This window comes from Rhizobium herbae, assembly GCF_017873135.1.
In the GTDB taxonomy this organism is placed as follows: Bacteria; Pseudomonadota; Alphaproteobacteria; order Rhizobiales; family Rhizobiaceae; genus Pararhizobium; species Pararhizobium herbae.
This window is the reverse complement of sequence record NZ_JAGGJV010000007.1, coordinates 1-23380: the sequence shown is the minus strand read 5'-3', so window position 1 is coordinate 23380 and position 23380 is coordinate 1. Positions and strand designations below refer to the sequence as shown.

At 60.1% G+C, this 23380-nt stretch carries 21 protein-coding genes and 2 pseudogenes; 20 read left to right on the top strand and 3 right to left on the bottom strand.

Features of this window, described 5'->3' with window-relative positions; genetic code table 11:
* Window positions 1-221: 221 nt before the first annotated feature.
* On the bottom strand, window positions 222-896 hold the full coding sequence (locus tag J2Z75_RS19025) for a 4-carboxy-4-hydroxy-2-oxoadipate aldolase/oxaloacetate decarboxylase (protein ID WP_209854356.1): 675 nt from the start codon (window positions 894-896) through the stop codon (window positions 222-224).
* A 172-nt stretch (window positions 897-1068) separates the two neighbouring features.
* On the opposite strand from J2Z75_RS19025, the gene J2Z75_RS19020 reads away from it, so the two are divergent.
* A complete protein-coding gene (locus J2Z75_RS19020; RefSeq protein ID WP_209854355.1) occupies window positions 1069-1983 on the top strand; it encodes a LysR family transcriptional regulator in 915 nt (304 codons plus the stop codon).
* A gap of 208 nt (window positions 1984-2191) precedes the next feature.
* Window positions 2192-2353, top strand: coding sequence for a hypothetical protein (locus J2Z75_RS19015; RefSeq protein WP_209854354.1), 162 nt, complete (start codon window positions 2192-2194; stop codon window positions 2351-2353).
* On the opposite strand, the gene J2Z75_RS19010 is transcribed toward J2Z75_RS19015, so the two are convergent.
* Window positions 2338-3576 carry an amidohydrolase family protein gene (locus tag J2Z75_RS19010; RefSeq protein WP_209854353.1) on the bottom strand — a complete coding sequence of 413 codons (1239 nt, stop codon included), beginning with the start codon at window positions 3574-3576 and terminating at the stop codon, window positions 2338-2340. The genes J2Z75_RS19015 and J2Z75_RS19010 overlap by 16 nt on opposite strands.
* Before the next feature lie 134 nt (window positions 3577-3710).
* Between J2Z75_RS19010 and J2Z75_RS19005 the strand changes: the two genes are divergently transcribed.
* From J2Z75_RS19005 to J2Z75_RS18950, 12 genes are all read left to right on the top strand, one after another.
* Entirely contained in the window at window positions 3711-5267 is a 1557-nt protein-coding gene (locus tag J2Z75_RS19005) for a gamma-glutamyltransferase family protein (protein ID WP_209854623.1), read from the top strand.
* Between the two features lie 250 nt (window positions 5268-5517).
* Complete coding sequence (locus J2Z75_RS19000) at window positions 5518-6558, top strand: LysR family transcriptional regulator (RefSeq protein WP_209854352.1); 1041 nt, start codon at window positions 5518-5520, stop codon at window positions 6556-6558.
* A gap of 139 nt (window positions 6559-6697) precedes the next feature.
* On the top strand, window positions 6698-7780 hold the full coding sequence (locus J2Z75_RS18995; RefSeq protein ID WP_234937447.1) for an ABC transporter substrate-binding protein: 1083 nt from the start codon (window positions 6698-6700) through the stop codon (window positions 7778-7780).
* A 2-nt stretch (window positions 7781-7782) separates the two neighbouring features.
* Window positions 7783-8868: an ABC transporter ATP-binding protein gene (locus J2Z75_RS18990; RefSeq protein WP_209854351.1), complete on the top strand. Its 1086-nt coding sequence runs from the start codon at window positions 7783-7785 to the stop codon at window positions 8866-8868.
* Entirely contained in the window at window positions 8868-9746 is an 879-nt protein-coding gene (locus J2Z75_RS18985; protein ID WP_209854350.1) for an ABC transporter permease, read from the top strand. Before J2Z75_RS18990 ends, J2Z75_RS18985 begins: the two co-directional genes overlap by 1 nt.
* A complete protein-coding gene (locus tag J2Z75_RS18980) occupies window positions 9743-10540 on the top strand; it encodes an ABC transporter permease (protein WP_209854349.1) in 798 nt (265 codons plus the stop codon). The genes J2Z75_RS18985 and J2Z75_RS18980 overlap by 4 nt, the downstream gene beginning before the upstream one ends.
* Window positions 10537-12051, top strand: a complete 1515-nt coding sequence (locus tag J2Z75_RS18975; RefSeq protein WP_209854348.1) for an NAD(P)-binding domain-containing protein — start codon at window positions 10537-10539, stop codon at window positions 12049-12051. Before J2Z75_RS18980 ends, J2Z75_RS18975 begins: the two co-directional genes overlap by 4 nt.
* Window positions 12048-12866 (top strand): creatininase family protein, encoded by an 819-nt coding sequence (locus J2Z75_RS18970; protein ID WP_209854347.1) that lies wholly within the window; start codon window positions 12048-12050, stop codon window positions 12864-12866. Before J2Z75_RS18975 ends, J2Z75_RS18970 begins: the two co-directional genes overlap by 4 nt.
* Before the next feature lie 3 nt (window positions 12867-12869).
* Window positions 12870-14558 (top strand): CocE/NonD family hydrolase, encoded by a 1689-nt coding sequence (locus J2Z75_RS18965; RefSeq protein ID WP_209854346.1) that lies wholly within the window; start codon window positions 12870-12872, stop codon window positions 14556-14558.
* The gene (locus tag J2Z75_RS18960) at window positions 14548-15030 is read left to right on the top strand and encodes a nucleoside deaminase (RefSeq protein ID WP_209854345.1); all 483 of its coding nucleotides are present in this window, start codon (window positions 14548-14550) and stop codon (window positions 15028-15030) included. The genes J2Z75_RS18965 and J2Z75_RS18960 overlap by 11 nt, the downstream gene beginning before the upstream one ends.
* 83 nt (window positions 15031-15113) lie before the next feature.
* Complete coding sequence (locus tag J2Z75_RS18955) at window positions 15114-16163, top strand: questin oxidase family protein (protein WP_209854344.1); 1050 nt, start codon at window positions 15114-15116, stop codon at window positions 16161-16163.
* Window positions 16160-17725 (top strand): amidohydrolase family protein, encoded by a 1566-nt coding sequence (locus tag J2Z75_RS18950; protein ID WP_209854343.1) that lies wholly within the window; start codon window positions 16160-16162, stop codon window positions 17723-17725. The genes J2Z75_RS18955 and J2Z75_RS18950 overlap by 4 nt, the downstream gene beginning before the upstream one ends.
* 217 nt (window positions 17726-17942) lie before the next feature.
* On the opposite strand, the pseudogene J2Z75_RS18945 reads toward J2Z75_RS18950, so the two are convergent.
* A pseudogene (locus tag J2Z75_RS18945) lies at window positions 17943-18125 on the bottom strand (transposase); the annotation flags it as partial.
* Between the two features lie 75 nt (window positions 18126-18200).
* Between J2Z75_RS18945 and J2Z75_RS18940 the strand changes: the two are divergent.
* From J2Z75_RS18940 to J2Z75_RS29280, 6 genes and pseudogenes are all read left to right on the top strand, one after another.
* Complete coding sequence (locus J2Z75_RS18940; protein ID WP_209854342.1) at window positions 18201-19064, top strand: helix-turn-helix transcriptional regulator; 864 nt, start codon at window positions 18201-18203, stop codon at window positions 19062-19064.
* 104 nt (window positions 19065-19168) lie between these two features.
* On the top strand, window positions 19169-19609 hold the full coding sequence (locus J2Z75_RS18935) for a VOC family protein (protein ID WP_209854341.1): 441 nt from the start codon (window positions 19169-19171) through the stop codon (window positions 19607-19609).
* Window positions 19610-19659: 50 nt separating this feature from the next.
* Window positions 19660-20706, top strand: coding sequence for an ABC transporter substrate-binding protein (locus tag J2Z75_RS18930; RefSeq protein ID WP_209854340.1), 1047 nt, complete (start codon window positions 19660-19662; stop codon window positions 20704-20706).
* A complete protein-coding gene (locus J2Z75_RS18925; protein WP_234937446.1) occupies window positions 20699-21496 on the top strand; it encodes an ABC transporter ATP-binding protein in 798 nt (265 codons plus the stop codon). The genes J2Z75_RS18930 and J2Z75_RS18925 overlap by 8 nt, the downstream gene beginning before the upstream one ends.
* A gap of 4 nt (window positions 21497-21500) precedes the next feature.
* Window positions 21501-22271: an ABC transporter permease gene (locus J2Z75_RS18920; protein WP_209854620.1), complete on the top strand. Its 771-nt coding sequence runs from the start codon at window positions 21501-21503 to the stop codon at window positions 22269-22271.
* A gap of 70 nt (window positions 22272-22341) precedes the next feature.
* Window positions 22342-22983: pseudogene (locus J2Z75_RS29280) on the top strand (DDE-type integrase/transposase/recombinase); the annotation flags it as partial.
* Window positions 22984-23380: the final 397 nt, after the last annotated feature.

Below are 23380 nucleotides of genomic sequence, written 5' to 3'. Positions count from 1 at the left end.
TCTGACTACATCAGTACGGAAGCGATGGGGTCAGACGAAGTTTTGATGGAGCATGCTTTCGAGACGTGGCTGGTCGCTGATGCATGTCGCACGAATGCGTGCAGAGGTTTCGCGAAAACGGCATGCATCAAAACAAGGAACGCCGCGCATCATGGTTGACGCACGGCGCTGTAGCGTTTCGAGAGGTCTTCCTGGAAGACAGCGTCCGACGACGCGGCGGGCTAAAGATCGACGACGAGGCCCTTGGCTTTCAGAACCGGCTCGAGGTTGCTGACTTCGATGACGGACTTGCCAGCCTTGTAGGCGGCAATATAGCCGGCTTCGGCATCTTCGCGCGCCTGGGCGAGTTCGGCCACGGCAAGAGCTTCGTCCTTTCGAACGACGACAAGCCCGTCGGCATCGCCGACGATGATATCGCCGGGGAAAACCAGCTCGTCGCCGATGGTGATCGGATCGTTAACGGCCGCAAGTGTTTCCTTGACCGTCCCCTTGATGCAGACGCTCAGGGAAAACACCGGAAAGCCGAGGTCGCGAAGCTGCAGCGTGTCGCGCACGCCGGTGTCGGTCACCAGACCGCCGATGCCCTTGGCGAGGCAGGCATTGGCCAGCACGTCACCGAAGGATCCGGCTTCTTCGTATTCGCCGGCCGACACCACGATGATGTCGCCCGGTTTGGCGTAGTTGATGGCAAGCTGCAGCATGATGTTGTCGCGTGGTGCGGACTTGACCGTGAAGGCCGGGCCGCAGAGCTTCATCCGGTAATCGACCGGCTTCAGGCGCGAAGAGAGCGCCCCCCGGCGTCCCTGCGCCTCATGCAATGTTGCCGGCGAGAATTTGGCGATCGCGTCGATCGCCTCCCGGCTCGGGCGTTCCGGAATCTGCTTGATGTGGATCATGATTGCCTCTGCGCGCTGGGTTGACCGTCGTGGTTTTTTGGATCGCGGGAAAAGAACAGGTCTGGCGACAGTCACGTTGTCAGGATGTTTTAGGCGTGGAGGACTATTCAAACAAATATATATTGGAGATATTGGTTATATCGATTTGATATATGATCTTCTGGAGTAGGGCATGGCTCTCGACCTGTTGAAAATGCGCTACTTCGCCAAGATAGCCGAACTGGGATCGTTCACGCGCGCCTCCAGCGAACTCGGTGTCGCACAGCCGGCGCTCAGCCTGCATGTGCGCGGGCTTGAAGAGCAGTTGGGGGTGCAGCTGTTGAACCGGACACCGCGAGGCGTGATCGCCACCGAGGCGGGACAGACGCTGTTGTCCCATGCCCAGGCTATCCTTCGCGCACTTGAGCAGGCCGAAGCTGCGACGAAAGAGCAGGCGAAATACCCGACGGGCGATGTCTCGCTCGGCATTCTGAGCTCGATTTGCCCGACGCTCTCCATTCCAGTGATCGAGGAGTGCTCCGAGCAATTTCCGAATATCCGCCTGACGATCAGCGAGGGTGACAGCCAGGCGCTTCGGGCAGCGATAGATATGCGTGTCCACGATCTTGCTGTGACGCTGGACAGTGTCGCTAAACCGACATCCGTGCCACTCTTTGAAGAAATGCTCTACGTGGTCGGCCCTTCCGGGAAATTTGCGCCCGACGACACGTTGACGGTGGAACAGGCACTCGGCCTGCCGTTGATCCTTCCCACACGCCGCCACGGCATCCGTATTCTGCTTGAGCGGCAGGCTCTGATATTCGGTCAGGAGCTCAATATCGTCCGCGAAATCGAAGGCGTGGAGAGTACGAAAGCGGCGGTCCGCGCTGGCCTCGGGTTGACGATCCTTGGACGCAGCGCGGTCCATGCCGATCACGAAAACAGAACTTTGTCTGCAATCGCCCTGACACGCCCTGCCCTCACCCGCCGCCTTGTACTCGATATTCCGGTCAACCATCCGCTGACGCGGGCGGTAATCGAGGTGCGAAAGATTTTGTGGGGCGTCGTCGGAAAGCTCGGTGCCGAGGGGCACTGGACCTGCCTCTAGCCGAACTCCTCCGATATCTCGATAGGCGCGCGCGAGACGGCCATCCGAGCGGGGACAGCCGATTACTTTTCAGGCAGACGGCGGAGATTAAGGACTGGAAGTTGCGGATCGCTACACCAGCGAAGTTATCGAAAAGTGAACTACAGGTATGAGGGCCTCCGCGTGCACAGCGACGAACGTCGCGCCACCGTCATTGGGCGAAAGCCACATGCCGGCTACCGACATCCATCGCCGAACAATTGCAGCCAAACGCGGAAAACAAGGTTCGTTAAAGAAAGGCGTACCGGTGCTATCGCTGTCTCTGTCGGCAGTTCATTTAGATGAAAACGCCGAAAGCATCACTATTCTTGCCGTTCACAAGGCTGATTGACCGAAAAGCAGTCGAGGTGCCGGCCGCAGAAACGTCTGGCGTCCATCCTTCCAGCCGGTCACGGCAGGGGAAAGCCTGGCGACGGCATCAGCGCCGGATACCGCATCGAACAGAACGAGTGTGGCGGGACCGCCGACTTCAAGCGCATATTGCTTCAAGCCCAGGAGCCGGGCGGCATTGATCGTGATCATGCCGAACACTGCTTCGAGGGCATTCCCGGTCCCGATCTGCGCGACATTGGCGTAGAGATTGGCCATGCGGATGAGGCTGACATCGCCGAAGGGGGTGAACGGGTTGAGCACGTTGTTGGTCGAGATCGTCGTGAGGACGCCAAGTTCCGCCAGCCGATGTGCCGGCGTGACACCGCGGGGGACAAGATAGGTGGTCGCGCGGGCCGTCAGGAAAAGATCCGTTGCCGGCAACACCGTCACGGCGATGCCAGCTTGTGCCAAACTGCGGCCGACAGCCTCGAACGCTTCCGGCGGCAGGGCCGAGAGCTTCGTCACATGGCCGACTGATACGCGCCCCTGGTAGCCACGCGCCAGAGTTTCGGCAATCACCAAGGGAAGGTTGGATCCGGCCGGATCGAGATCGAAGTCCAGATGGAAATCGACCGGCACGCCGTAACGCTCACCAAGATCGAAGATCCTGCGGATATGGTCGTCCGGCCTCGGGTCGGTGTAGGGGCATCCGCCGACCAGATCCGCGCCGGAGGCCAACGCCCTGTCCAGCATCTCCTCCGTACCGGGGTCATTGGTCAGCCCTTCCTGGGCAAAGGCGCAGATTTCGATATCGATGGCAGCGGCGTAGTCGGCGCGTAGCCGCTTGATGGCGTCGAAGGACCGGAACCCGGCACGCCCGTCGATCTCCACGAATGTGCGCAGCCGGTTCGTGCCATTGAGGATCGCCTGTTCGACGATCCCGGCAGCGCGCGCATAAACATCCTCCTCGGTGAAGGCGGCCTTTGCCTTCGACGTCTCGCTGACGGCTTCAGCCAGCGTCCCCGTGCAGAGCGCGCACCGACCGACAATCCCGGCCTTGTCGAGATGGATATGCGTTTCGATCAAACCGCCACTGACCAACCGGCCACCGGCATCGTATTCAGGCGCATCGCAAACGAAGCGGGGCGCCATTGCGGCAATCCGGCCATTCGCGAACGCAATATCCGTCAAGCCATCGGACCCCGGAAAAAATGCATTGCGGATCACGAGATCGATGGCCATGCTTGTCTCCTGGCAGCGTATTGGTGACAGGTTGAAACCGGTTTTGCCCAAAAGACAAGCCTTGGAAGAAAGAACGCATGACGCCGAACGAACCGTCGACCAATGGACCCGGATTTGCGCAGGGACGGGGCGGCATGGTGACGAGCCCGCATCCACTGGCCAGCGAATCCGGCGCCCGCGTCCTGCGGGAGGGCGGCAATGCGCTCGACGCGGCGATCGCCATCGGCGCGACGATCGCGGTGGTCTATCCGCATTTCTGCGGTCTTGGCGGGGACGCCGTCTGGATCGCCGCAGATGAAGAGGGTCGAAAGGACTGTTTCCTCGGTATCGGCCAGTCGGCCCGCACCTTGCCCGGCTTTGACGGCAGCATTCCCTTGAGAGGGCCACTGTCGATGCTGACATCCGCCTGCGTGGTGGATTCCTGGCATCACGCCCATGACTATTCCGTCCGGAACTGGGGCGGCGGTCTTTCCTTTTCCAGTCTGCTTGACGATGCGATCGGGTACGCGGTGGACGGTTTCCCCGTGACGAAATCCCAGAACTTCTGGCTGGATTTCCGAAAGTCGGAGGTCGCGAGCTGGCCGGGTTTCGGGGAGGTCTTCATGCCCGGCGGCATCGCTCCTCAGATCGGAATGCCTTTCCGCCAGAAAGAGCTGGCGAATTCATTGCAACTGATCGCCCGCGACGGCCCGCGCAGCTTCTACGAAGGCGAACTCGGGGCGCGGATTGCAAAAGGGTTGCTGGCTGCCGGATCGCCGCTCACCAGCGCCGATCTTGCCGCAACCCGGACACGCCAGAGCAAGCCGGCTAGCCTGCTTTATCGTGGCATGGAACTGCTGGCCCCGCCGCCGCCAACGCAGGGAATCTCGACGCTGGCGATCATGGGCATTCTGTCTCATTTCGATCTGAAAGAACTCGCTCCAGGCGGCGTCGATCATATTCACCTGTGCGTCGAAGCGGTCAAAAGAGCCTTTCTGAACCGTGGTCTGATTGCCGACCCGGACTTTATAAATCAGCCTGTGGAGGACTGGCTGAACCCGGCGCATCTGGCAAGATCGGCGCAGTCCATCGATCTTGAACATGCCATGGACTGGCCGCAGTCATTTCGCCCCGGTGATACGGTCTTCTTCGGTGCGACCGATCAGTCGGGGAAAAGCGTCAGCGTGCTGCAGAGTACCTACTTCGACTGGGGCAGCGGCGTGGTTGTCGGCGACACCGGTATTCTCTGGCAGAATCGCGGCGCTGCCTTTTCCCTCGACCCCACGCATCCCAATGCGATCGCCCCGGCAAAGCGGCCTTTCTACACGCTCAATCCGGGGCTTGGGCTGAGAGACGGTAAACCTGCCCTGATCTACGGAACGCAGGGAGCTGACGGCCAGCCGCAGACCTTGTCGATGATCCTGACGCGCCTGATCGATTTCGGCGAGGATCCGGTCACCGCGCTCACGGGACCGCGCTTCCTGCTGGGCAAAACCTTCTCGGACAGCCGCGATACCCTGAAGCTGGAAGTCGACGCAGGCGACGCCGTGTTCGCCGCGCTCACTGCACGCGGCCACATGCTCTCGCCCATCGACCGACTAAGCCCGCTTGCAGGACAGGCCGGCATCATTGTCAGGCAGGAGGACGGATCAACTGCGGGCGCCCACGATCCGCGTGGCGAGGGGATCGCATTGCTCGTAGAACCGACGTGATGACTGACATTCGGGTAGCGCCCGACACGGCAGGCAAGCACAATTCCTCACGTCATGATACTTCCGCATCGGGCGATCCCCTGCCCGACCGCCTCCATGGAGAGCCCGTATATCGCCACCCGCGCAAAGCCCTGACGGCCGTTGTGATTGCTGGATCGTGTTCGACTGTCTGACAGCCGCTTTCACCGCTCTTGACTGCAATGATCATGTATAGCGGCATGACCATCGACCTCCCCGGTTGGCATGAAATATGCCTCTTCTCAAGCTTGTTGCGCCGTTCGACAAGGGAAGGCTGATCATGATGCGACAGGCGAATGGGATGATGGATGTGCGTCTGATGCGCACGCTCCTGACCTTGCTGACGGAATGCAGCGTTTCGAAAACCGCCGACATTCTGGGGCAGGCGCAGCCAACGGTCAGTCTGACGCTAAAACGGCTGCGGGAAATGCTGGACGATCCGCTTCTGGTCAGGTCCGGAGGGGCGCTGGTACCAACGGAGCGAGGTCTCGCCCTGAAGGAGACGTTGCGCGACATTCTCGGCCAGATCGACGCGCACCTGTCGCCTTACGCCACCTTCGACCCGGACAATGCGACGCGAAATTTCCGCATTATCGCAGACAATTGCCTCGGAGCCGTGTTTCTGCCTCAGCTGGTCGGAAAAATTGCCCAAAAGGCACCCAATGTCGGCGTCGATGCGTCCCACATGCCGAGCTACGATGATCTGATCAGCCAACTTGCGGACGGGTCCATCGATGCGGTCATCGGCAATTGGCCGCATCCGCCGGAGTATTTGCGGATGTCTCCCCTGTTAACCACCGACATCGTCTGTGTCGTCCGCCCGAGCCATAGACTGGCAAGTCTACGCGAGCCAATCTCGATGGGCGAGTTCCTGAAGGAAAAACATCTTTCTCCGACCTCCGACAAGCGGGCCCAACTGAGTCCGATCGACGGGCGGCTGATTGAACTCGGGCTCAAGCGCAATATCGCTGTATCCGTGCCGGAATATGCGATCACGCCCTACGTGCTGACGCAATCGGACCTCGTCTTCACCACGGGTCGAATTTTTGCCGAGCAGATCGCTCAATCCTTTCCGCTCGTCGTTCTGGAGGCACCGCGCGAACTCGGGCAGATGCAGTTCTACATGCTCTGGCATGAGTGCAAGCACCAGTCTCCCGATCACGTCTGGCTCCGGCAGATGATCAAGTCGGTTGCGGCCGGCGTCCGCGTCTGCGATCCGACGGGGTCGGTACCGATCACGTTCCTGCGGTCCGGAGCGCCGGCCTTCGTTTAAACCTATCTCGCGGAATCGCGGCAGAGAGGTCACGCGGCTTTTGCGCAGTGCAATATAGTCTATTTGGGTTCCGTTATAGGCTTTCCTGTCCAAACAAACGACATTGGTCGCAGTTCACTCGCAACCAGATGAGGGCATGATGGCAGGTTCAGGAATTAGCCGACGTGAAGTGCTTGCAGGGATCGCCGCCGGCGCGGCGTCAGGGATGTTCGGTTCACTGAGCAGCGCCAAAGCTGCCGTTTCCGAAATGGTCTGGGCGACCTGGGATTCCAACGGGCATCCTGAATACATTGCGGCCTTCGAAGCGCAGACCGGCGTCAAGGTGAAGCTGTCCTATCTTTCCAGCGAGGACGCGCAGTTCGCGGCGCTGAAAACCGGCACGGCTTCCGACTGGGACATGATCAACCCGTCGCTGAATGGAAGCTGGCGCTACATCAAGGCAGGCCTGCTCGAAGAAATCGACATGGCGAAAATCCCCAACGCCGCCAAGATGTACGATGTCTTCAAGACCACGCCCAAGGTTCTCGATGCCTCGGGCAAGCAGTTCGCGGTTCCTTATCTCTGGGGCCTCAACCCGATCGTCTACCGCAAGGACAAGTTCGAGAGCGAGCCTGACTACACGACGTTGTTCAACGAGAAATACAAGGGCCAGCTGGCCATGCGCGACTATGCGCTGGAATCCATCGCCATCGCCGGTCTGGTCGCCGGCGTGCCGCGCGACAAGGTCTTCCTCATGGAAACCAAGGAGCTGGCGGAAGCCAAGAAGCTGCTGGTTGCGCAGAAGCCGCTGCTGCGCACCTATTGGCAAACGATCGGCGATCTCACCAATCTGTTTGCCACGGGCGAGGTTTCCTGCGCGTTTTCGTGGCGGGTACCTTACGACACGCTGAAAGACAAGCTGGCGATGGGGATGGCCAAGCCGAAAGCCGGGATCATGGGCTGGTGCGACTGCTTTGCCATGCCGGCCACGTTGTCCGCGGAAAAGAGCGAAATCGGCTACAAGTTCATCGATTATCTGCTTGGGGCGGAATTCGCGACCCAGATCGCTAAAATCGGCAACTATGCGACCACGTCCTCGATCATCCGCGACGAACTGTCGAAGGAGCAGCAGGAAGCGATCTTCGTCGACGACATGGATGTGATGAAGTCGTTCATGTGGCCGGTCGCCCCGGAGAATTATTCCGAGTGGCTGAAGATCTGGAATGAAGTCAAGGCAAGCTGATCATGACGACGACGCCTGACAGGGCGGCCGATCCGTCAAGATCCGGGCTTTTGCTTTCGGCGCGCGGTCTGACCAAGAATTACGGCAGGGACCGCGCGGTCGACAGTGTCGATCTCGACATTCCGGAAAGGGCTTTCACCACCTTTCTCGGCCCTTCCGGGTGCGGCAAGACAACGATCCTGCGCATGATCGCCGGCTTCGAGACGCCGGACGCGGGATCGATCGTGCTTGACGGACGGTCGCTTTCCGGCGTTCCGCCGGAGCGACGTCCGGTCAACACCGTATTCCAGAGCTACGCGCTGTTTCCGCACCTCACCGTGTTCGGAAATGTCGCGTTCTCGCTGACACTGCGGCGCCACAGCAATGTCGATGTGGCCGCGCGCGTCAAAAGAGCGCTGGACGCCGTGCATATGGCGGAATTCGGCGATCGGTATCCACACCAGCTCTCCGGCGGCCAGCAGCAGCGGGTCGCGGTGGCCCGCGCCATCATCGCCGAGCCGCATCTGCTTCTGCTCGACGAACCCCTGTCGGCCTTGGACAAGAAGATGCGCGGGCATTTGCAAATCGAACTCAAGGATTTGCAGCGGCGTCTCGGCATCGCCTTCGTCTACGTCACGCACGATCAGGAGGAGGCCTTTGCGCTCTCCGACATCGTCGTTGTCATGAACAAGGGGCGCATCGTTCAAAGGGCTGCGCCGCTGACAATCTATGCCCGTCCTGCCAACGCTTTCGTTGCTGACTTCATCGGCGCGGCGACACTCATTCCAGGCGAAATCATCGATGGCGGCGGGGCCTCCGGATCGGCTGCGATCGACACGGCGATCGGTATCATGCAATGCCCGGCAATGGAGGGATTGGCGAAGGGGGACAAGGCAGTGCTCGCCATCCGGCCGGAGCATGTCCGCATTGGCGCGGATGGCCTGAACGCGACGATCCGGCATGTGGTGTTCAAAGGGGATCGCTACCTGGTCGAGGCCGAGGTTAACGGTGTCATTTTGCGGTTCCTGGCGGATAACCCGCTGACGCCTGGAGCGAATGTCGGGCTTGTCATCGATCAGGATCGCGCCTTCATCACGAGGATCGACTGATGGCTTTGGTTTTTCACCGGGCGCAGCTCGCGGTGCCAGTCGCCTGTATGTTGATCCTCGGGTGCGTTCTACCGCTTGCCGTGCTCGTGGTTTTCAGCGTCTTTGAGGTGGATCTCGATGCGTTCACGCTCGTTCCGGCCTTTTCCGGACAGAGTTGGGTGCAGATGTTCACCAATCCGGTCTTCGCCTTTCTGATCGGCAAGGCGGTCGTCTCGGGTGCGGGTACGGCGATGCTGGCGGGTTTTATCGGATATCCCATCGCCGTTTCGATGACGCGCCTTCCCGTTCTGTGGAAGGGGGTCGGCAGCATCGTCCTCTTGACGCCGCTCTATACCGGCGAGATCGTCCGGATTTATGCCTGGCGGGTCGTTCTCGGCTCCGAAGGATTGGTCAACGCCGCTCTGAAATGGTTTGGCGTGATCGATGAACCGTTGAAGTTCCTGCTGTTTTCGCCGTTCACCACACATCTCGTGCTTCTCTACAACAATTTGCCCTTCATGGTGCTGGCCATCTGGATCTCGGCGGAACTGATCGACAAACGGTTGATCGAAGCCGCACGGGATCTCGGGGCTCGCCCGATAGACGCGTTCTTCAAGGTCATTTTGCCTTTGACAACGCCCGGACTGGCTGTCGGCGTGTTTACGGTCTTCGCGCTGGCCGCCGGCGACATGATGACGCCGAGCCTTTTGGGCGGCACGTCGGGCGCGACACCGATGGCCATGATTGACAACCTGTTCGGGACGGCGTTCGATTGGCCGCTGGCCTCCGCGCTATCGCTTAGCCTTCTCGTCATTCTGTTCGCCTTCGCCACCGGGTTTGTAACCATCCTTCTGCGGTTCGATGGTGCCCGCGCGGTTTTTCGACGGGGGGCACTATGAGCCGCCTGGTCATCCTCACGCTCGGACTTGCCGTGTGTTTCTTCTATCTGCCGATCGTCGTTCTCGGAATTTTTTCCTTCAACGCCGCAAGCACGATGGCCTTCCCCTTGAGCGGTTTTACTCTCTCCTGGTATGCCGATCTTTTCGGGAACGAAGCGTTTCTGGGCGGCTTCGTCACCAGCTTTCTGATCGCACAACCCGTCGGTCTGCTGGGCGCGCTGATTGGGCTGATGGCGGCTTTGGCCGTGACGTCACCGCGCATGCGGTTGCGGGCTGCATTCGCCATACTGGTCCTTGTACCCTTTCTGGTGCCGAAGACGGTGCTTTCCATAGCGCAAGCCATGCTCATGAGCTGGGTGGGGCTGGGGCGTGGGGCAACGGCGCTCATCCTGGCGCAGACTTTGGTCGTCATTCCCTTCACCACCACAATCCTTGCCGCTGTGATGGTCCGGCTCGACCCGCGGCTGGAGGAAGCGGCGCGGGATCTGGGCGCCACCCCATGGCAGAGTTTCAGGCGCGTTCTGCTGCCGCAGTTGAGCGTCGCCTTGAGTGCTGCCTATTCCATCGGGGTCATCCTGTCGCTGGCCGATCTTACCATTTCCATGTTCCTGGCCGGTCGCACCCAGCCCCTGTCGCTGATCGTTGCATCGGAATTCCGGCGCGAGCTCAAGCCCGACCTCAATGCCATGCAGGTCGCCGTCCTCGTATTGACGGCCCTGATCGTAGCGCTGACCGAAATCAATCGCCGACGTCGCTTGCGCGGACGGTTGGCTCACGTGCGAGATGACCTATGATGATTGCCCCGATTGACACACCACGCATGACGCTTGACGGCCTGAAGCAGGAAGCGCTTGCCGATCTTGCCTTGCTCGGCTATCCGAACGCACCATGGCTCAATGATCTGCCTCGACCCGACGCGGCTGATGTCGCCGACGTGATTATTGTCGGTGGTGGCCAGTCCGGCATCACGATCGCAGCCGCCCTGAAATGGGACGGGCTGCGGCATATCCGCGTTCTCGACAGCTGCGCGCCGGGCGCCGAGGGGCCATGGCTGACCTTCGCGCGCATGGAGGAACTGCGCACCCCGAAGACCCAGGTCGGCAACGAGTTCAACGTCGTCAATCTCTCCGTCCGCCGCTGGTTCGAAACGCGCTACGGGCATCAGGCCTGGGCGGATCTGTCCCGCATTCCGCGAACGGACTGGAAGGCCTATCTCGACTGGTACGCCGACGTTTTCGAGATCGCCATCACCAATCATTGCGAGGTCCTGAACGTCGCTCCGCAGGGCGACCTCATCGCCGTCACCACCCGCATGGGAGGCCGGATCGAGACATCCCTGGCGCGAACCGTGGTGCTCGCCACCGGGTACGACGGCGCCGGTGTATGGCGGGTACCGCCGTTTATAAGTGCGGCTCTTTCGCCCGACAGGTTCGATCACACGAACGGTCCGGTCGATTTCGACGCGTTGAAAGGATTGCGCGTTGGCGTGCTCGGCCATGGCGCCTCCGCGTTCGACAATGCGATCAAGGCGTTGGAGGCCGGTGCTGCCGCCGTCGATCTCTGCTTCCGGCGCGCGCGGCTGCCGCGCACCAATCCCCACCGCGCGGTCGAGACGCCCGGCATGATGACGCATTATCCGGACCTCTCCGAGAACATCCGCTGGGATATCGCCCGGTTCTTCCGCAGCGCCGACCAGCCGCCGCCGGTGCGCAGTTTCGAGACCGCGATGAGCCTGGAAAATTTCAGGCTGCGTCCCGCAACCCCATGGCTGGAAGTCTCCCAGCAGGCCGACGCGATCCATGTTACCACCTCCGACGGCGTTCTGGAGTTCGATCACCTGCTGCTTGCGACAGGCATGGATGTCGATCTCGCCGTCAGGCCCGAACTCAGGACCATCCACGACAAGGTGGCGCTTTGGGGCGAGCGTTACACGCCGCAAGACGGCAGCGAGGATGCCCGCCTCGCGCGGTTTCCCTATCTCGACGGCTTCTACGGATTCATTCCAAAAGATCCGGGTGACGCGTGGGTCAGCCGGGTATTTGCCTTCAATAGCAGCAGTTTCGTCAGTCACGGTCCGCACTCGACCTCGATCAGCGGGCACAAGCATGCCGTTCCGCGGCTTGTGCGCGGCGTCCTGCGCCGTCTGCTGCTTGACCGGGAAGCAGTCATCCTGCCGGAACTCAAGGCCTATATTTCAGCGGATCTGCCGATCCCGGACGATTTCGAAATGGTCCTGGCCGAGGCCAATCGGCAACCGGAAAGATCGCCCGAGACGGGCAAGCCCGCCATGCGGAGCGGCGCATGATGCATTCCTTTTACTGGGCCGATCATTCGACCGCTGATTTTGCCTCCCGCGATTTAAGCGAAACCGTCGTCATTCTGCCGATCGCGGCTGTCGAGCAGCACGGTCCCCACCTTCCCGTGCAGGTGGACGCGGCGATCAATGCGGCCATCCTCGATCGGATGGTACCGCTGCTTGACGCAAACGCAGACGTTCTCATCCTGCCGGCGCTCAGTGTCGGCAAGTCGGATGAGCACCTGGCCTATCCGGGGACGTTGACCATATCGGCGCAAACCCTGCGCCTCGTCTGGCTCGATATCGCCCGCAGCGTGAAGCGGGCCGGCGCCCGCAAGATGATCCTGTTCAATTCGCATGGCGGGCAGATCTCCCTGATGGAAATGACCTGCCGCGATATCCGCGTCGAGCTCGACATGCTGGCGGTCGCCTGCTCCTGGTTCAGGATCGCGCCGGTCGACGATCTGTTTTCGGCGGCGGAAATCGTGCACGGCATTCACGGCGGCGATATCGAAACCAGCATGATGCTGGCCATCGCGCCGGCGTTGGTCGCCATGGACAAGGCTGAAGATTTCGTGCCGCTGACCGTTGAAATCGAGCAGTCCGGCAGCCCGTTGACGGCGGAAGGCGCGGTCGGCTTCGGCTGGCAGGCGCAGGACCTTCACCCCGCAGGCGTCAGCGGCAATGCCGCCAATGCCGATGCCGCCAAAGGCGCGCGCGTGCTCGACCGGGCAGCGGTGGGCGTGCTGCGCCTGATCGAGGCGACGCGCAATTTCGATATGAAAACGCTTACCTCCGAAACCCGCTTTTCGGCTGCGAGATAGACCATGCTGGCACTCCGCGACATCGAAAGCCTTCGGATGCCCATGGCGGACGGCGTTCATCTCGCGGCCGATGTCTACCGTCCCGTCGGCCCGGAACGCCATCCCGTTCTGGTTATGCGCTTGCCCTACGGACGAAAGGTCGCCTCGACGGTCGTTCTCGCCCATCCCGCCTGGTATGCGGCGCAGGGTTATGTGGTGCTGGTGCAGGATGTTCGCGGCCGTGGAAATTCCGAGGGCATCTTCAGGATTCTCGAGGATGATGCAATCGACGGCGCGCAAACTCTCGCGCTGGCGGCCGATCTTGCCGGCGGCAACGGTATGGTGGCGAGCTACGGGTTCAGCTATCACGGCATGAACCAGTTCCTGGCCCTTGCCGGCGCTCGAAAATCCGGCGGGAAAGAGCCCGATGCGATGGCGATCGCCATGGCGGCTTTCGATGTCCGCAACCACTGGGCATTCGAGGGTGACGGGTTCCGTCTGCAGTCCAACCAGATGTGGGCATGCCAGATGGCCGCGGAAAATGCCCGGCTGGCCGGCGACCTCGATGCCGCCCATCTGTTGCATGCCGCTTTGCCGTCTCTGCATTCCGGGCCGGTTTCGGCACGGCCGGACGCGCTTGAGAAGGCATCGCGGTACACGCATTACCATGACTGGCTCGCCGATGATCCGTCCTATTGGCGGGCAAGGTCGCCGCAATCACTGCTTGAGGGCGTGACGCTCGACGTTCCCGTCCTGCATGTCGGCGGATGGAACGACATCATGCTCGAGGGCACGTTCGCCGCGTTCGAGGCATTTTCCAAGGGTGGCGGTCTGCAGCGGCTGTCCGTCGGACCATGGTCGCATATCCCCTGGGGGCGACGGGTCGGCGTCCTGGATGCCGGAGCCGGCGCGGCAGATGGTATCGACCGCGAGATCATCGCCTTTTTCGACGAGGTTCTTAAAGGCCGCGAAAACCCTTACCCGAAGATCCGGCTCTACGATGTCGGCAAAAAGGCCTGGGCCGGTTTCGAAACCCTGCCGACAGCCGAGACGCTGGTGCTTCATCTCACATCGGGCGGCCGGGCGGCCACGACAAGCATTGATGGGACGCTTGCGGAGAAGCAGGGGCCTGCAAGCGCCGATTATCTTGTCCACGATCCGTGGCGGCCGGCTCCGAGCGTGGGCTTGCATCTCGGCACGCCGCCGGATTTTGCCGACCGTGCGGCCATCGACGACAGGGCCGACGTACTCGTCTATACCTCGACCCCGCTCGACCGGCCGCTCCTGCTGACCGGCGTGGCTGAAGTGGACCTCTTCGTCACGGCCGACAGCCCGAGTTTCGACCTCGATTGTACCTTGAGTACGCTCACCCCGGATGGGAAGGCTATCAGCGTGACGTCGGGACATAAAACCGTAAAGGCGGATGACGAAGGATCGGCAGTTCTCGTCATGCTACGTCCCATCCACGTAACGGTGCCGGCGGGACATTGCCTGCGTTTGTCCATACAGTCGGCTTCCTTTCCCGCTTTCCCCGTCAATCCGGGCACCGGCGCGCGTCCCCAGGACGCAGCCATAACGGATCGGCTCGTCACGACCCTCGTGGTTCGATCCGGCAATAGCCATCCCTGCGTCATACGGTTGCCCCTGGTGCCACAGACCGGTCCGAATGCCGAAAACATAATCCCTGTCGAGGAGAACCGACATGAGCCTTGATCACGAAAGCCTCCTCAGACTGACATTCGAGATTGCACATCGGGCGAAAGCGCATGGCAATATGCCTTTCGGGGCACTTCTGGCCGGTCCCGGCGGTGAAATTCTCCTTGAGGAAGAGAACGGATATTTTCCCGACCTCGATGCGACGGCCCATGCGGAGCGCCTGCTGGCGACACGTGCCTCGAAGCTCTATCGGGAGCCGTTTTTGGCCGAGTGCACGATGTACAGCTCGGCGGAACCCTGCGCCATGTGCGCCGGCGCCATTTACTGGGTCGGCATCGGCCGGGTCGTTTATGGCCTGTCCGAACATCGGCTCAAGGCGATGACAGGGGATCACCCGGACAATCCGACAATGGATCTGCCATGCCGCGATGTCTTTTCGGCGGGCCAGAAAAGTATCGAGGTCATCGGTCCGTTGCTCGAAACGGAAGCGGAAGCTGTTCACCGGGATGCCTGGGAACCCGTGGCGTGAGGCAAGCCGGCATTCCGTTTTTCAATGAGACCCGCATGAGACCGCCCGGCGTCGCCGCCGGTTTCAAGGAGGAATTTATATCCATGATTCCAAAAGAGAACGCTTCCGAAGGACTGGAAACTCTGCTGGCCGGCATGCCGGGATGGGGTTCGGAATTTTCGCATACATTCGCCAATCATGCGCCCATGGTCCTCGTCGCTCTGGACCGGATCGGCGGTGCGCCATCTCAGCTTCGGCGGTTCTTCAATCACTACAGAGACGCCAAGCAGCTTCTGCCCTTCGCCCAGCCACTGAAGCGCCTGGATAGCAAAAGCTGGAAAACCGTGATCGGGACGCGTGAGCGCGAGCCTGATCTGCGCCATTTTTTTGCCGGCGAGTTGGCGCGGCTCGGGATACACGAGGCTCTTCAGCTTTATCTCCCGGATCTTGCCGATGGCATAGCTGCCAGCGCCTTTCACGCGCTGATGCGAACAGCCTACGGGGTGCTTCGCTCGGACGAGACCGATGTCGCGATTGCGCTGGCCTATTGGGCCGCCACCTATCTGCCGCTCCCGGAAGCGCAGGGGACGCCCCCGGTCACGCGCGACCCCGCCGAAGTGTTGGCCCTTACCGCTGCGATCGGGCCATTGCATGGCATGAAACTTCACGACCTTCTCTGGCAGAACATACGCGACGCCAGCAACGTGCCCGAGTTTTCTCCCGTCGTCGACTGGCTCGACATCGGCCCGGATACGATGGAAAAGATGGCGGCCACCGCCCTGTCCATATTTGCCGCGACCCAGCATTTCGCCGCCCTGCACATTATCACCGGGCTGCACTGGATCCGTCTGCTCAAGCCGCATTGCGATGAAGCGACGCTCCACCGGATGTTGCGGGTGTTCTGGCAGGGGATTGCCGCGCTGATGGGCGAGCTTGGTTTTCCCGCGATGCCGAACGCAGCAGTGGTCGATCGCTGGCGTCATATTCAGGTGCCGGATTGGCCCGCCATGCATGCGATCGCCGCGCAAAGCTACGACGAGCACGATATCAGCCTCGCCTTTTCCGCCAGCGAGGAAATGAAAGTCTATGGCGATCCGCTCTATCGTGTCGTCGTCGCCCGTCGCCTTGGATTGATCGGAGACTACACGAAATGAACCCGGGAGAGCCGACAACAGGCGACTGCATCATTGAAGCCGGGACCGTGCTGTGCGGACTTTCGGCCGATGGCACCATCTCCATGCGCCACGATGTCGGCATCCGCGTCGCCGGCGGCATGATCGCGCAGATCGGGCCGCTTGCCGCCGTTGGCTATGGCAACGACCATCTTGCCCGCTTCGGATCGGCCGACATGATCGCCATGCCGGGACTGGTCAATAGCCACCACCATTTCGGGATCACGCCTTTGATGCAGGGCGTACCTTTTGCCCCGCTGGAATTATGGCTGCCGCAGTTCCGGGCGATGCGGCAGGTCGATGTCCGTCTGGATACGCTCTATTCCGCGATCGAGATGCTGGAAAGCGGAACGACGATGGTGCAGCATATCAACAGCGGACTTGCGGGCGCACCGGAGAACTGGATGGCAACGGCCGACGCCACGCTCAAGGCCTATACCGATATCGGCATGCGGGCCGGCTTTTCCTTCATGATCCGCGACCGCAATATCCTGACCTATGACGAAGATGCCAAGGTGCTGGCCGCCCTTCCCGAAGCCGTTCGCAGTTGGATTGCTCCCAAACTCGACGCGTCGAAAATTGCTATCCCGGACCTCATGGCATTTTATCGTGCGCTCAGGGAAAGCTGGTTCGACGCACGGCCGGATCACGTGCGCATCAATCTCGCCCCCGCCAATCTGCACTGGTGCACGGACGAATGCCTCCAGACGATTTTCGAGACGGCGCGAGAAACAGACGCGCAGGTCCACATGCATCTTCTGGAGACCGAGCGGCAATCAAGCTTCGCCCACAACAAATTCGGCCACAGCGCCGTCCAGCATTTGAAGGCGCTCGAATGCCTCGGCCCGAACGTCACGCTCGGACACGGCAACTGGATGAGCCGCTCGGATCTCGACATCATCGCCGATTGCGGCTGCAGCATGTGCCACAATGCCTCATCCGGCCTGCGGCTTGGCAGCGGCATCGCCCCCGTCAACGAAATGCGGCGCCGCGGCATTCCGGTGGCGCTCGGCATAGACCAGTCGAACATAGCCGATGACCGCGACATGACGCTTGAAATGAAGCTCGTCTGGGCACTACACCGCGAAACAGGCCTGTGGAACGACCGTCCTGATGCTGGTGCCGTGCTGCAGATGGCGACGGAACATGGCGCCAGAACCGTCGGCTTCGGCGGCTTTACGGGCCGGCTCGAACCAGGTCATCAAGCCGATATCGTACTCATGGATCGCCGCAAGATCGGAAGACCGCACGTGAACGCGCGGACGCCGGTGGTGGAAAGCGTCCTGCATCGCGGCGGACGTCATGCCGTCACCCAGGTGTTCGTCGGCGGTCGCTTGGTCGTCAATGACGGCAAAGTCATCACGATCGACCGAGAGGCGGTGCTGGCAGAAATCGCCGGGCGGCTGGAACGACCAGAAACGCAAGGCGAACGGCAAGCCTGGGATGCGATCGATGCCCTGCTTCCCCATCTCGAGGCATATCACCGCAATTTCACGCCGACGCCGGAATATCGCCCCTATCGATATAACGCGATGGCGGACTAAGAGTAGACGCCGGTCATTTCAAAAAAATTGCGAAACGCGAGCCTGGCGTTGGCTGCATCCTCTGGAAGCCCGTACCCATTCTCGCCACAGCGTTGCCTCGATGCAAGTTGGCCCGCACACAATCGGCTCTAGCCACACTCGCATCGAACGAGGAGACAACTTTCGATGGTGACATCAGGGCCGCGGCACCCATGTAAGAGTCTGATTCGAAGGGGTTTCAACAATATCCATACCTTGCCAAGTGTCGTGTCAGGAGGCGGATGTGGGCGATAATGATCCAGGCTTCGCCTGATATGACGGATTTTTCCCAATCCTTCGCCAAGCGTCGGCATCTGCCAAGCCCTGCGAAGGTGCACTCCACAACCCAGCGACGCGGCAGGACCTCGAAGCCCCTGGCCCTGTGGTCCGCTGTAAACCCCGCTCAGGTCATGGGGCTTGGCGTGAAACTTGCTTCTCTCTTTCATGGAGAACGCACATGCTCGACATCGATCCGCAGATTTTTTCAATAAGCCGGCCATCGCTTGAAAACTATCGGGCCTTCATTCAAAGGGATATGATCGTCGAGACGTACCGCAGTTCTGCGGGCGAGATGGTGTCCAGAGGTTCGCTCCATCGCATCTCCATCAACCGCACAGCCCACAACAGATATGCCTATCGATTTGGCACAGGAAGCTTTCGCAAGGTCAAAAGAGCGCCGTTCACCCTGGGCTTTCAGCCCGCAGGCATTGCCCTCGAAGTCGATGGTGACGAGGCCGATTATATCTCCATCTTCCAATCGCCCAATGTTTATAGCAGCCTCGTCAATGGAGATTTCGATCCGGAGCATTTGGCGGGCGATGCGCTCAGCGCGATAACGGACCCGACGACATTGCAGGTCGCCCTGTCCCTTGTTCTCGCCGTCGAGCAAAAAGAGCGCAGCGATCCATTGCTGGTCGAGCATCTCGGGATGGCCCTCGCCTGCTGTGTCGTGAGGCTTTTGGGTGCAGCGCCCGCGCTCATCGGCCACCGCATGACGTCAGAAAACCTCAGGCGCGTGATCGACCATATCGAGAATCTCCTGGGACGGGCTGATCTCAGCGTCGAAGAATTGGCCGGTGTGGCGCATATGAGCCCTTTTCATTTCAGCAGAGAGTTCAAAAAAGCCGCCGGCATGGCCCCGCACCGCTTCATTCTTGTGCGCAGGATCGAACGGGCGCGCCTGTATCTCGCCGATGGGAAGGAAACGCTCTCCAGTATCGCCTATGCGACAGGGTTCTCCAGCCAGGCCCATTTTTCCAGTGTCTTTCGTCGTCTCATGGGCGTGACGCCGAAGGAGTACCGGCACTCGGTGCGCATATGATCGTGGCGTGCGCCGAAATCAGCAGCTTTGCGTAAGAGCACCGCAAGAATTTGAAATCTTCGCGGGTCTGTCGTCGGTAAATTCCTTCGCACAGGAGAGTTTATATGACGGCATTCGCACAAACCAATCCAATCACCGATATCTGCTTTCTGGTTGAGGATGTCGAAAAAGCCTCTGCTTTCTACGTCGATCGCCTTGGCTTCAAACCGCGTCGCCGCGCTCCAGGCTTTGCCGATTTCAAGGGAGCCGGTATCACCTTGGCGCTTTGGGAGATCGGTCATATTGCCGAGCATACGGGGATTTCCGGACGCCGGGCGTCCCCCGGTGTGCACAAGGCCTGTGCGGCGATTGAACTCCCCTCGCCGGACCACGTCGATGCCGCTTATGCACAGCTGAAGAAAGTCGGCGTAATTTTTCTGGCAGAGCCACAGGAATACAGCTGGAACGCGCGATGCTGCTATTTCGCCGATCCGGACGACAACCTCTGGGAACTTTACGCGTGGTCTGACGGCGGCCCGATCGGGGACATCGATCCGGACGAGTGACATGTCCCAACCTCACGCCATCTGAAACAGAAAAGGGGGAAGGCAAAGCGATGAAACAACGCGAAAAAAATACAAACTTAGACAGGCGCACGGTTTTGAAAGGCGGTGCCTACGCACTCGCTGCAGCGACAGCCGGGATTGGGATATTCACCCCTAACAATTCGAACGCGGACACCGCAAAGGTCGTCATCAAGTACGATTGGCTGATGAGCAATGGGCAAATCGGTGACATCGTTGCGGCCACGCAGGGGCTGTTTCAAGCCGAGGGGCTCGACGTCGAATTTTCCCCCGGTGGCCCCAATTCCGCGACTGTACCACCGGTGGTAACCGGGCAGGCGCAGGCGGGCCAGTTTTCGGACTCCGCTCAGCTCCTTCTCGCCAGGGCTTCGGGCGTTCCGATCAAGATTTTTGCTTGTGGATTCCGTATGGCGCCTTTTGCCTTCTATTCTGTGCCAAAGGCTCCCATCCGCACGGTTCACGACATGGTCGGCAAGCGGATCGGAATCCAGCCAACGGCACGTTATGTTCTGGACGCCATCCTTCTCAAGAACAATATCGATCCTTCAAGCCTGACCATTACAAATATCGGCTTCGATATGACCCCTTTGACCACAGGGCAGGTCGACGCCGTCACAGGCTGGATTACCAACACGCAGGCTCTATCGGTGATCGGTCCGGATCGCATAGACCTGATGATGAAGGACACCGGGCTGCCGTCTTACGCCAACGTCTATTTCGCCACTGACGACGCGTTGCAAAACCATTCCGATACGCTGGCAAAGACTTTGCGTGCCATCGCAAAGGGATGGGCATGGACATACGAACACCCGGAAGAAGCAGTCAAACTTGCGGTGAAGGCCTATCCGCAACTCGACCTTGTGGTCGAACTGAAGACGGCACCGCGGATCCTGTCTCTCAGCTTTGACGCCATGACCGGCAAGGATGGTTGGGGTGCCTTCGATCCCGCAGCCATCGGCGAGCAGATTTCGGTCTATGACAAAATCGGTCAATTCAAATCCGGTGCTCCGAAATTGGAAGACTGCTATTCAACGGAAATCCTGGAGATGACGGCTGCGGACCGTCCGAAGATTGGGTGAGGATACGTTGGGGGGAACGCTGGCCATCAAAGCGGAGGGATTGTCCCTTGGATATGCGGGATCCGGAAAGCCCGTCCGAGTTCTCTCCGATGTCGATCTGACTGTTGAAAAAGGCGAATTCCTAACGATCCTCGGTCCGTCCGGCTGTGGCAAGTCGACTTTCCTGCGTGCCGTGGCGGACCTGCTTCCGCCGATCGCCGGGCATCTTTGGGTACTCGGAAAGGCGGTATCGGAGGCACGTCAGCGCCGGGAAGTCGCTTTCGTTTTCCAGGAGCCAACCTTGCTGCCTTGGCGCACAGCCAGACAAAACATTGCGCTACCGCTTCAAGTGGGAAAAGGAAGCGTTTCACGATCGGTTAATCCGAGAACGGATCATTGGCTCGATCTCGTCGGTCTCTCCCAACTTGGCGATCGCTACCCACACCAACTCTCCGGTGGGCAGCGCCAGAGGGTCTCGATCGCACGTGCGCTACAATGTGAACCAGATGTCCTGCTGATGGACGAACCCTTCGGCGCGCTCGACGAAATCACACGCGACCGTCTGAATGATGAACTCCTGGCGATATGGCGCGAAACGAGAACAACTGTGCTTTTCGTGACGCACAGCATCAGCGAAGCCATCTATCTCGGCGGGCGGGTACTGGTACTCGCTGCGAATCCCGGTCGCGTTCAAGCTTTGATCGACCTTGCGTCGTTGAAGGACGACAATGGTGCCCCTCGCCGCGAAGGTCCTGACGTTCAGGAAACAGCAGCGAAGTTACGCCAACTGCTGCGGGTCGGGGGAGCCTGACCGGATGCTTCAGCATCGACTGTCAACCGCCGAAACGATGATCCTGCCGGTGATCGGCGCGCTATCCCTGTTGGCCGCCTGGCAATGGCTGGTACCGGCACTTGGGGTTCCCGCCTATATCGTGCCGACGCCGGCCGCAGTGCTTCGCACCTTCGCAACGGAATGGCGCTTCCTGTTGCAGAATGCAGTTCCGACGTGGCTCGAAGCCGTGCTGGGCTTTCTGCTCGGTAATGCTTTCGCCGTCCTGATGGCCATCGTTTTCGTATACAGCCGGCGCTTCCGCGCGGCTTATTTTCCGGTCGTGCTGTTGTTCAACACGATCCCGGTGCTCGCGCTGGCGCCAATCATCATCCTCATCTTCGGCCTCGGTATGTTGCCAAAGGTGATCATCGCGGCTCTACTCTGTTTCTTTCCGACCTTGGTCAACATGGCGCGCGGTCTGCAACTGGCAACGGTCAACGAGCTGGAGTTGATGCACGTATTGTCGGCCAGCCACTGGGAAACCTTCTGGCGCTTGCGCGCTCCGCGGTCGATCCCTCTCCTGTTCGCCTCGCTGCGCATCTCCGCGACCACATGCATCATCGGCGCGATCGTCGGCGAATGGATCGGGTCCAACCAGGGCCTTGGGGCCGTAATTATCCAATCGACATTCAACTATCAGGCGGAGAAGCTGTTCGCTGCCGTGCTGCTGGCATCCTTATCCGGCATTACGTTTTTCACGGTCGTTACCCAGATTGAACAAATCTTTCATCGACTTTTGCCACAGGGAAATTGAACCAGGTGGATCGTTTTGCGGATGGAATATCCCCTGGCCGTAAGGTGATTGCCTCGCAATCAGCGAAAGGCGGCGCGTGCATGTCCACGTGTGTCGTGACGGATGGAGGATCAACATGAAGAAGACGCGTAGGATTTACAGCGAGTTAGGTCTTCAGTCGCGCCCCCAAACGTCGGGAGGAGGCAAAGCTCAGGGATGATTGCCAGATTGCAGCCGGCCCGAACGACGGATGGGCTATGGACTTTGTCCACGACCAGCTCGCAACCGGCAAGAAACTGCGCATCCTGACCGTGGCGGATACCCATTCCCGCTACTGCCCAGCCACCGACGCACGGTTTACCGACTACGGTGAGGATCTCGTCCGGACGCTGGAACGCATCTGCAAGGAGATCGCCTATCCCAGGACGTTCAGGATCGATAACGGCAGCGAATTCATCTCCCGCGACTTGAACCTGTGGGCCTATGCCAACAATGTTACGCTGGACTTCTTTCGGCCGGGAGCCGACGGACCACGGCTTCATCGAGGATTTCAACCGCAAGCTGTTGGCGGTGGTGACTGAACACGCTTTGGTTCATGACCCTTGCGGATGCACGCGAAAAGTTGGAGACTTGGCGTCGATGCTACAACGAGGATCGTCCTCACTCGGCAATCGGATATAACGTCCCGATTGCCATGCATAATCCCGGTGGCGCAACCAGCCCGTCAGCGTGATCGGAGCCGCAAACTCAAATGTCCGGCGGTCCAAACTTCGCTCTCAGAGCGATTTCAGCGCAATACCGGCGGCTAATGCCGCGTCGACTTCGGTGATGGTTCGGCTACGCGATAACGCCCAGGCCGGAAGGCGAGACGACCACGTCGAGTTTGGTTCCGTGATGAGCGCGACCGACGCCATGGATGACAGCATAGACCAGGCCGTGCGGTTATGGGCTATAAAATCGGATTAATCGCACCGCTCGTCGGAAATGAAAAACGAACGATAATCTTGCCTTATCGGTCATTATGCTGTTGACTGTGACAATGGCCGAAATCACCGACTCCAAAAACCACGCCGCCGACCGAGCCGCATTCTTCCACGATAACGGTTCCGATATCGTAAACACCGCGCCGC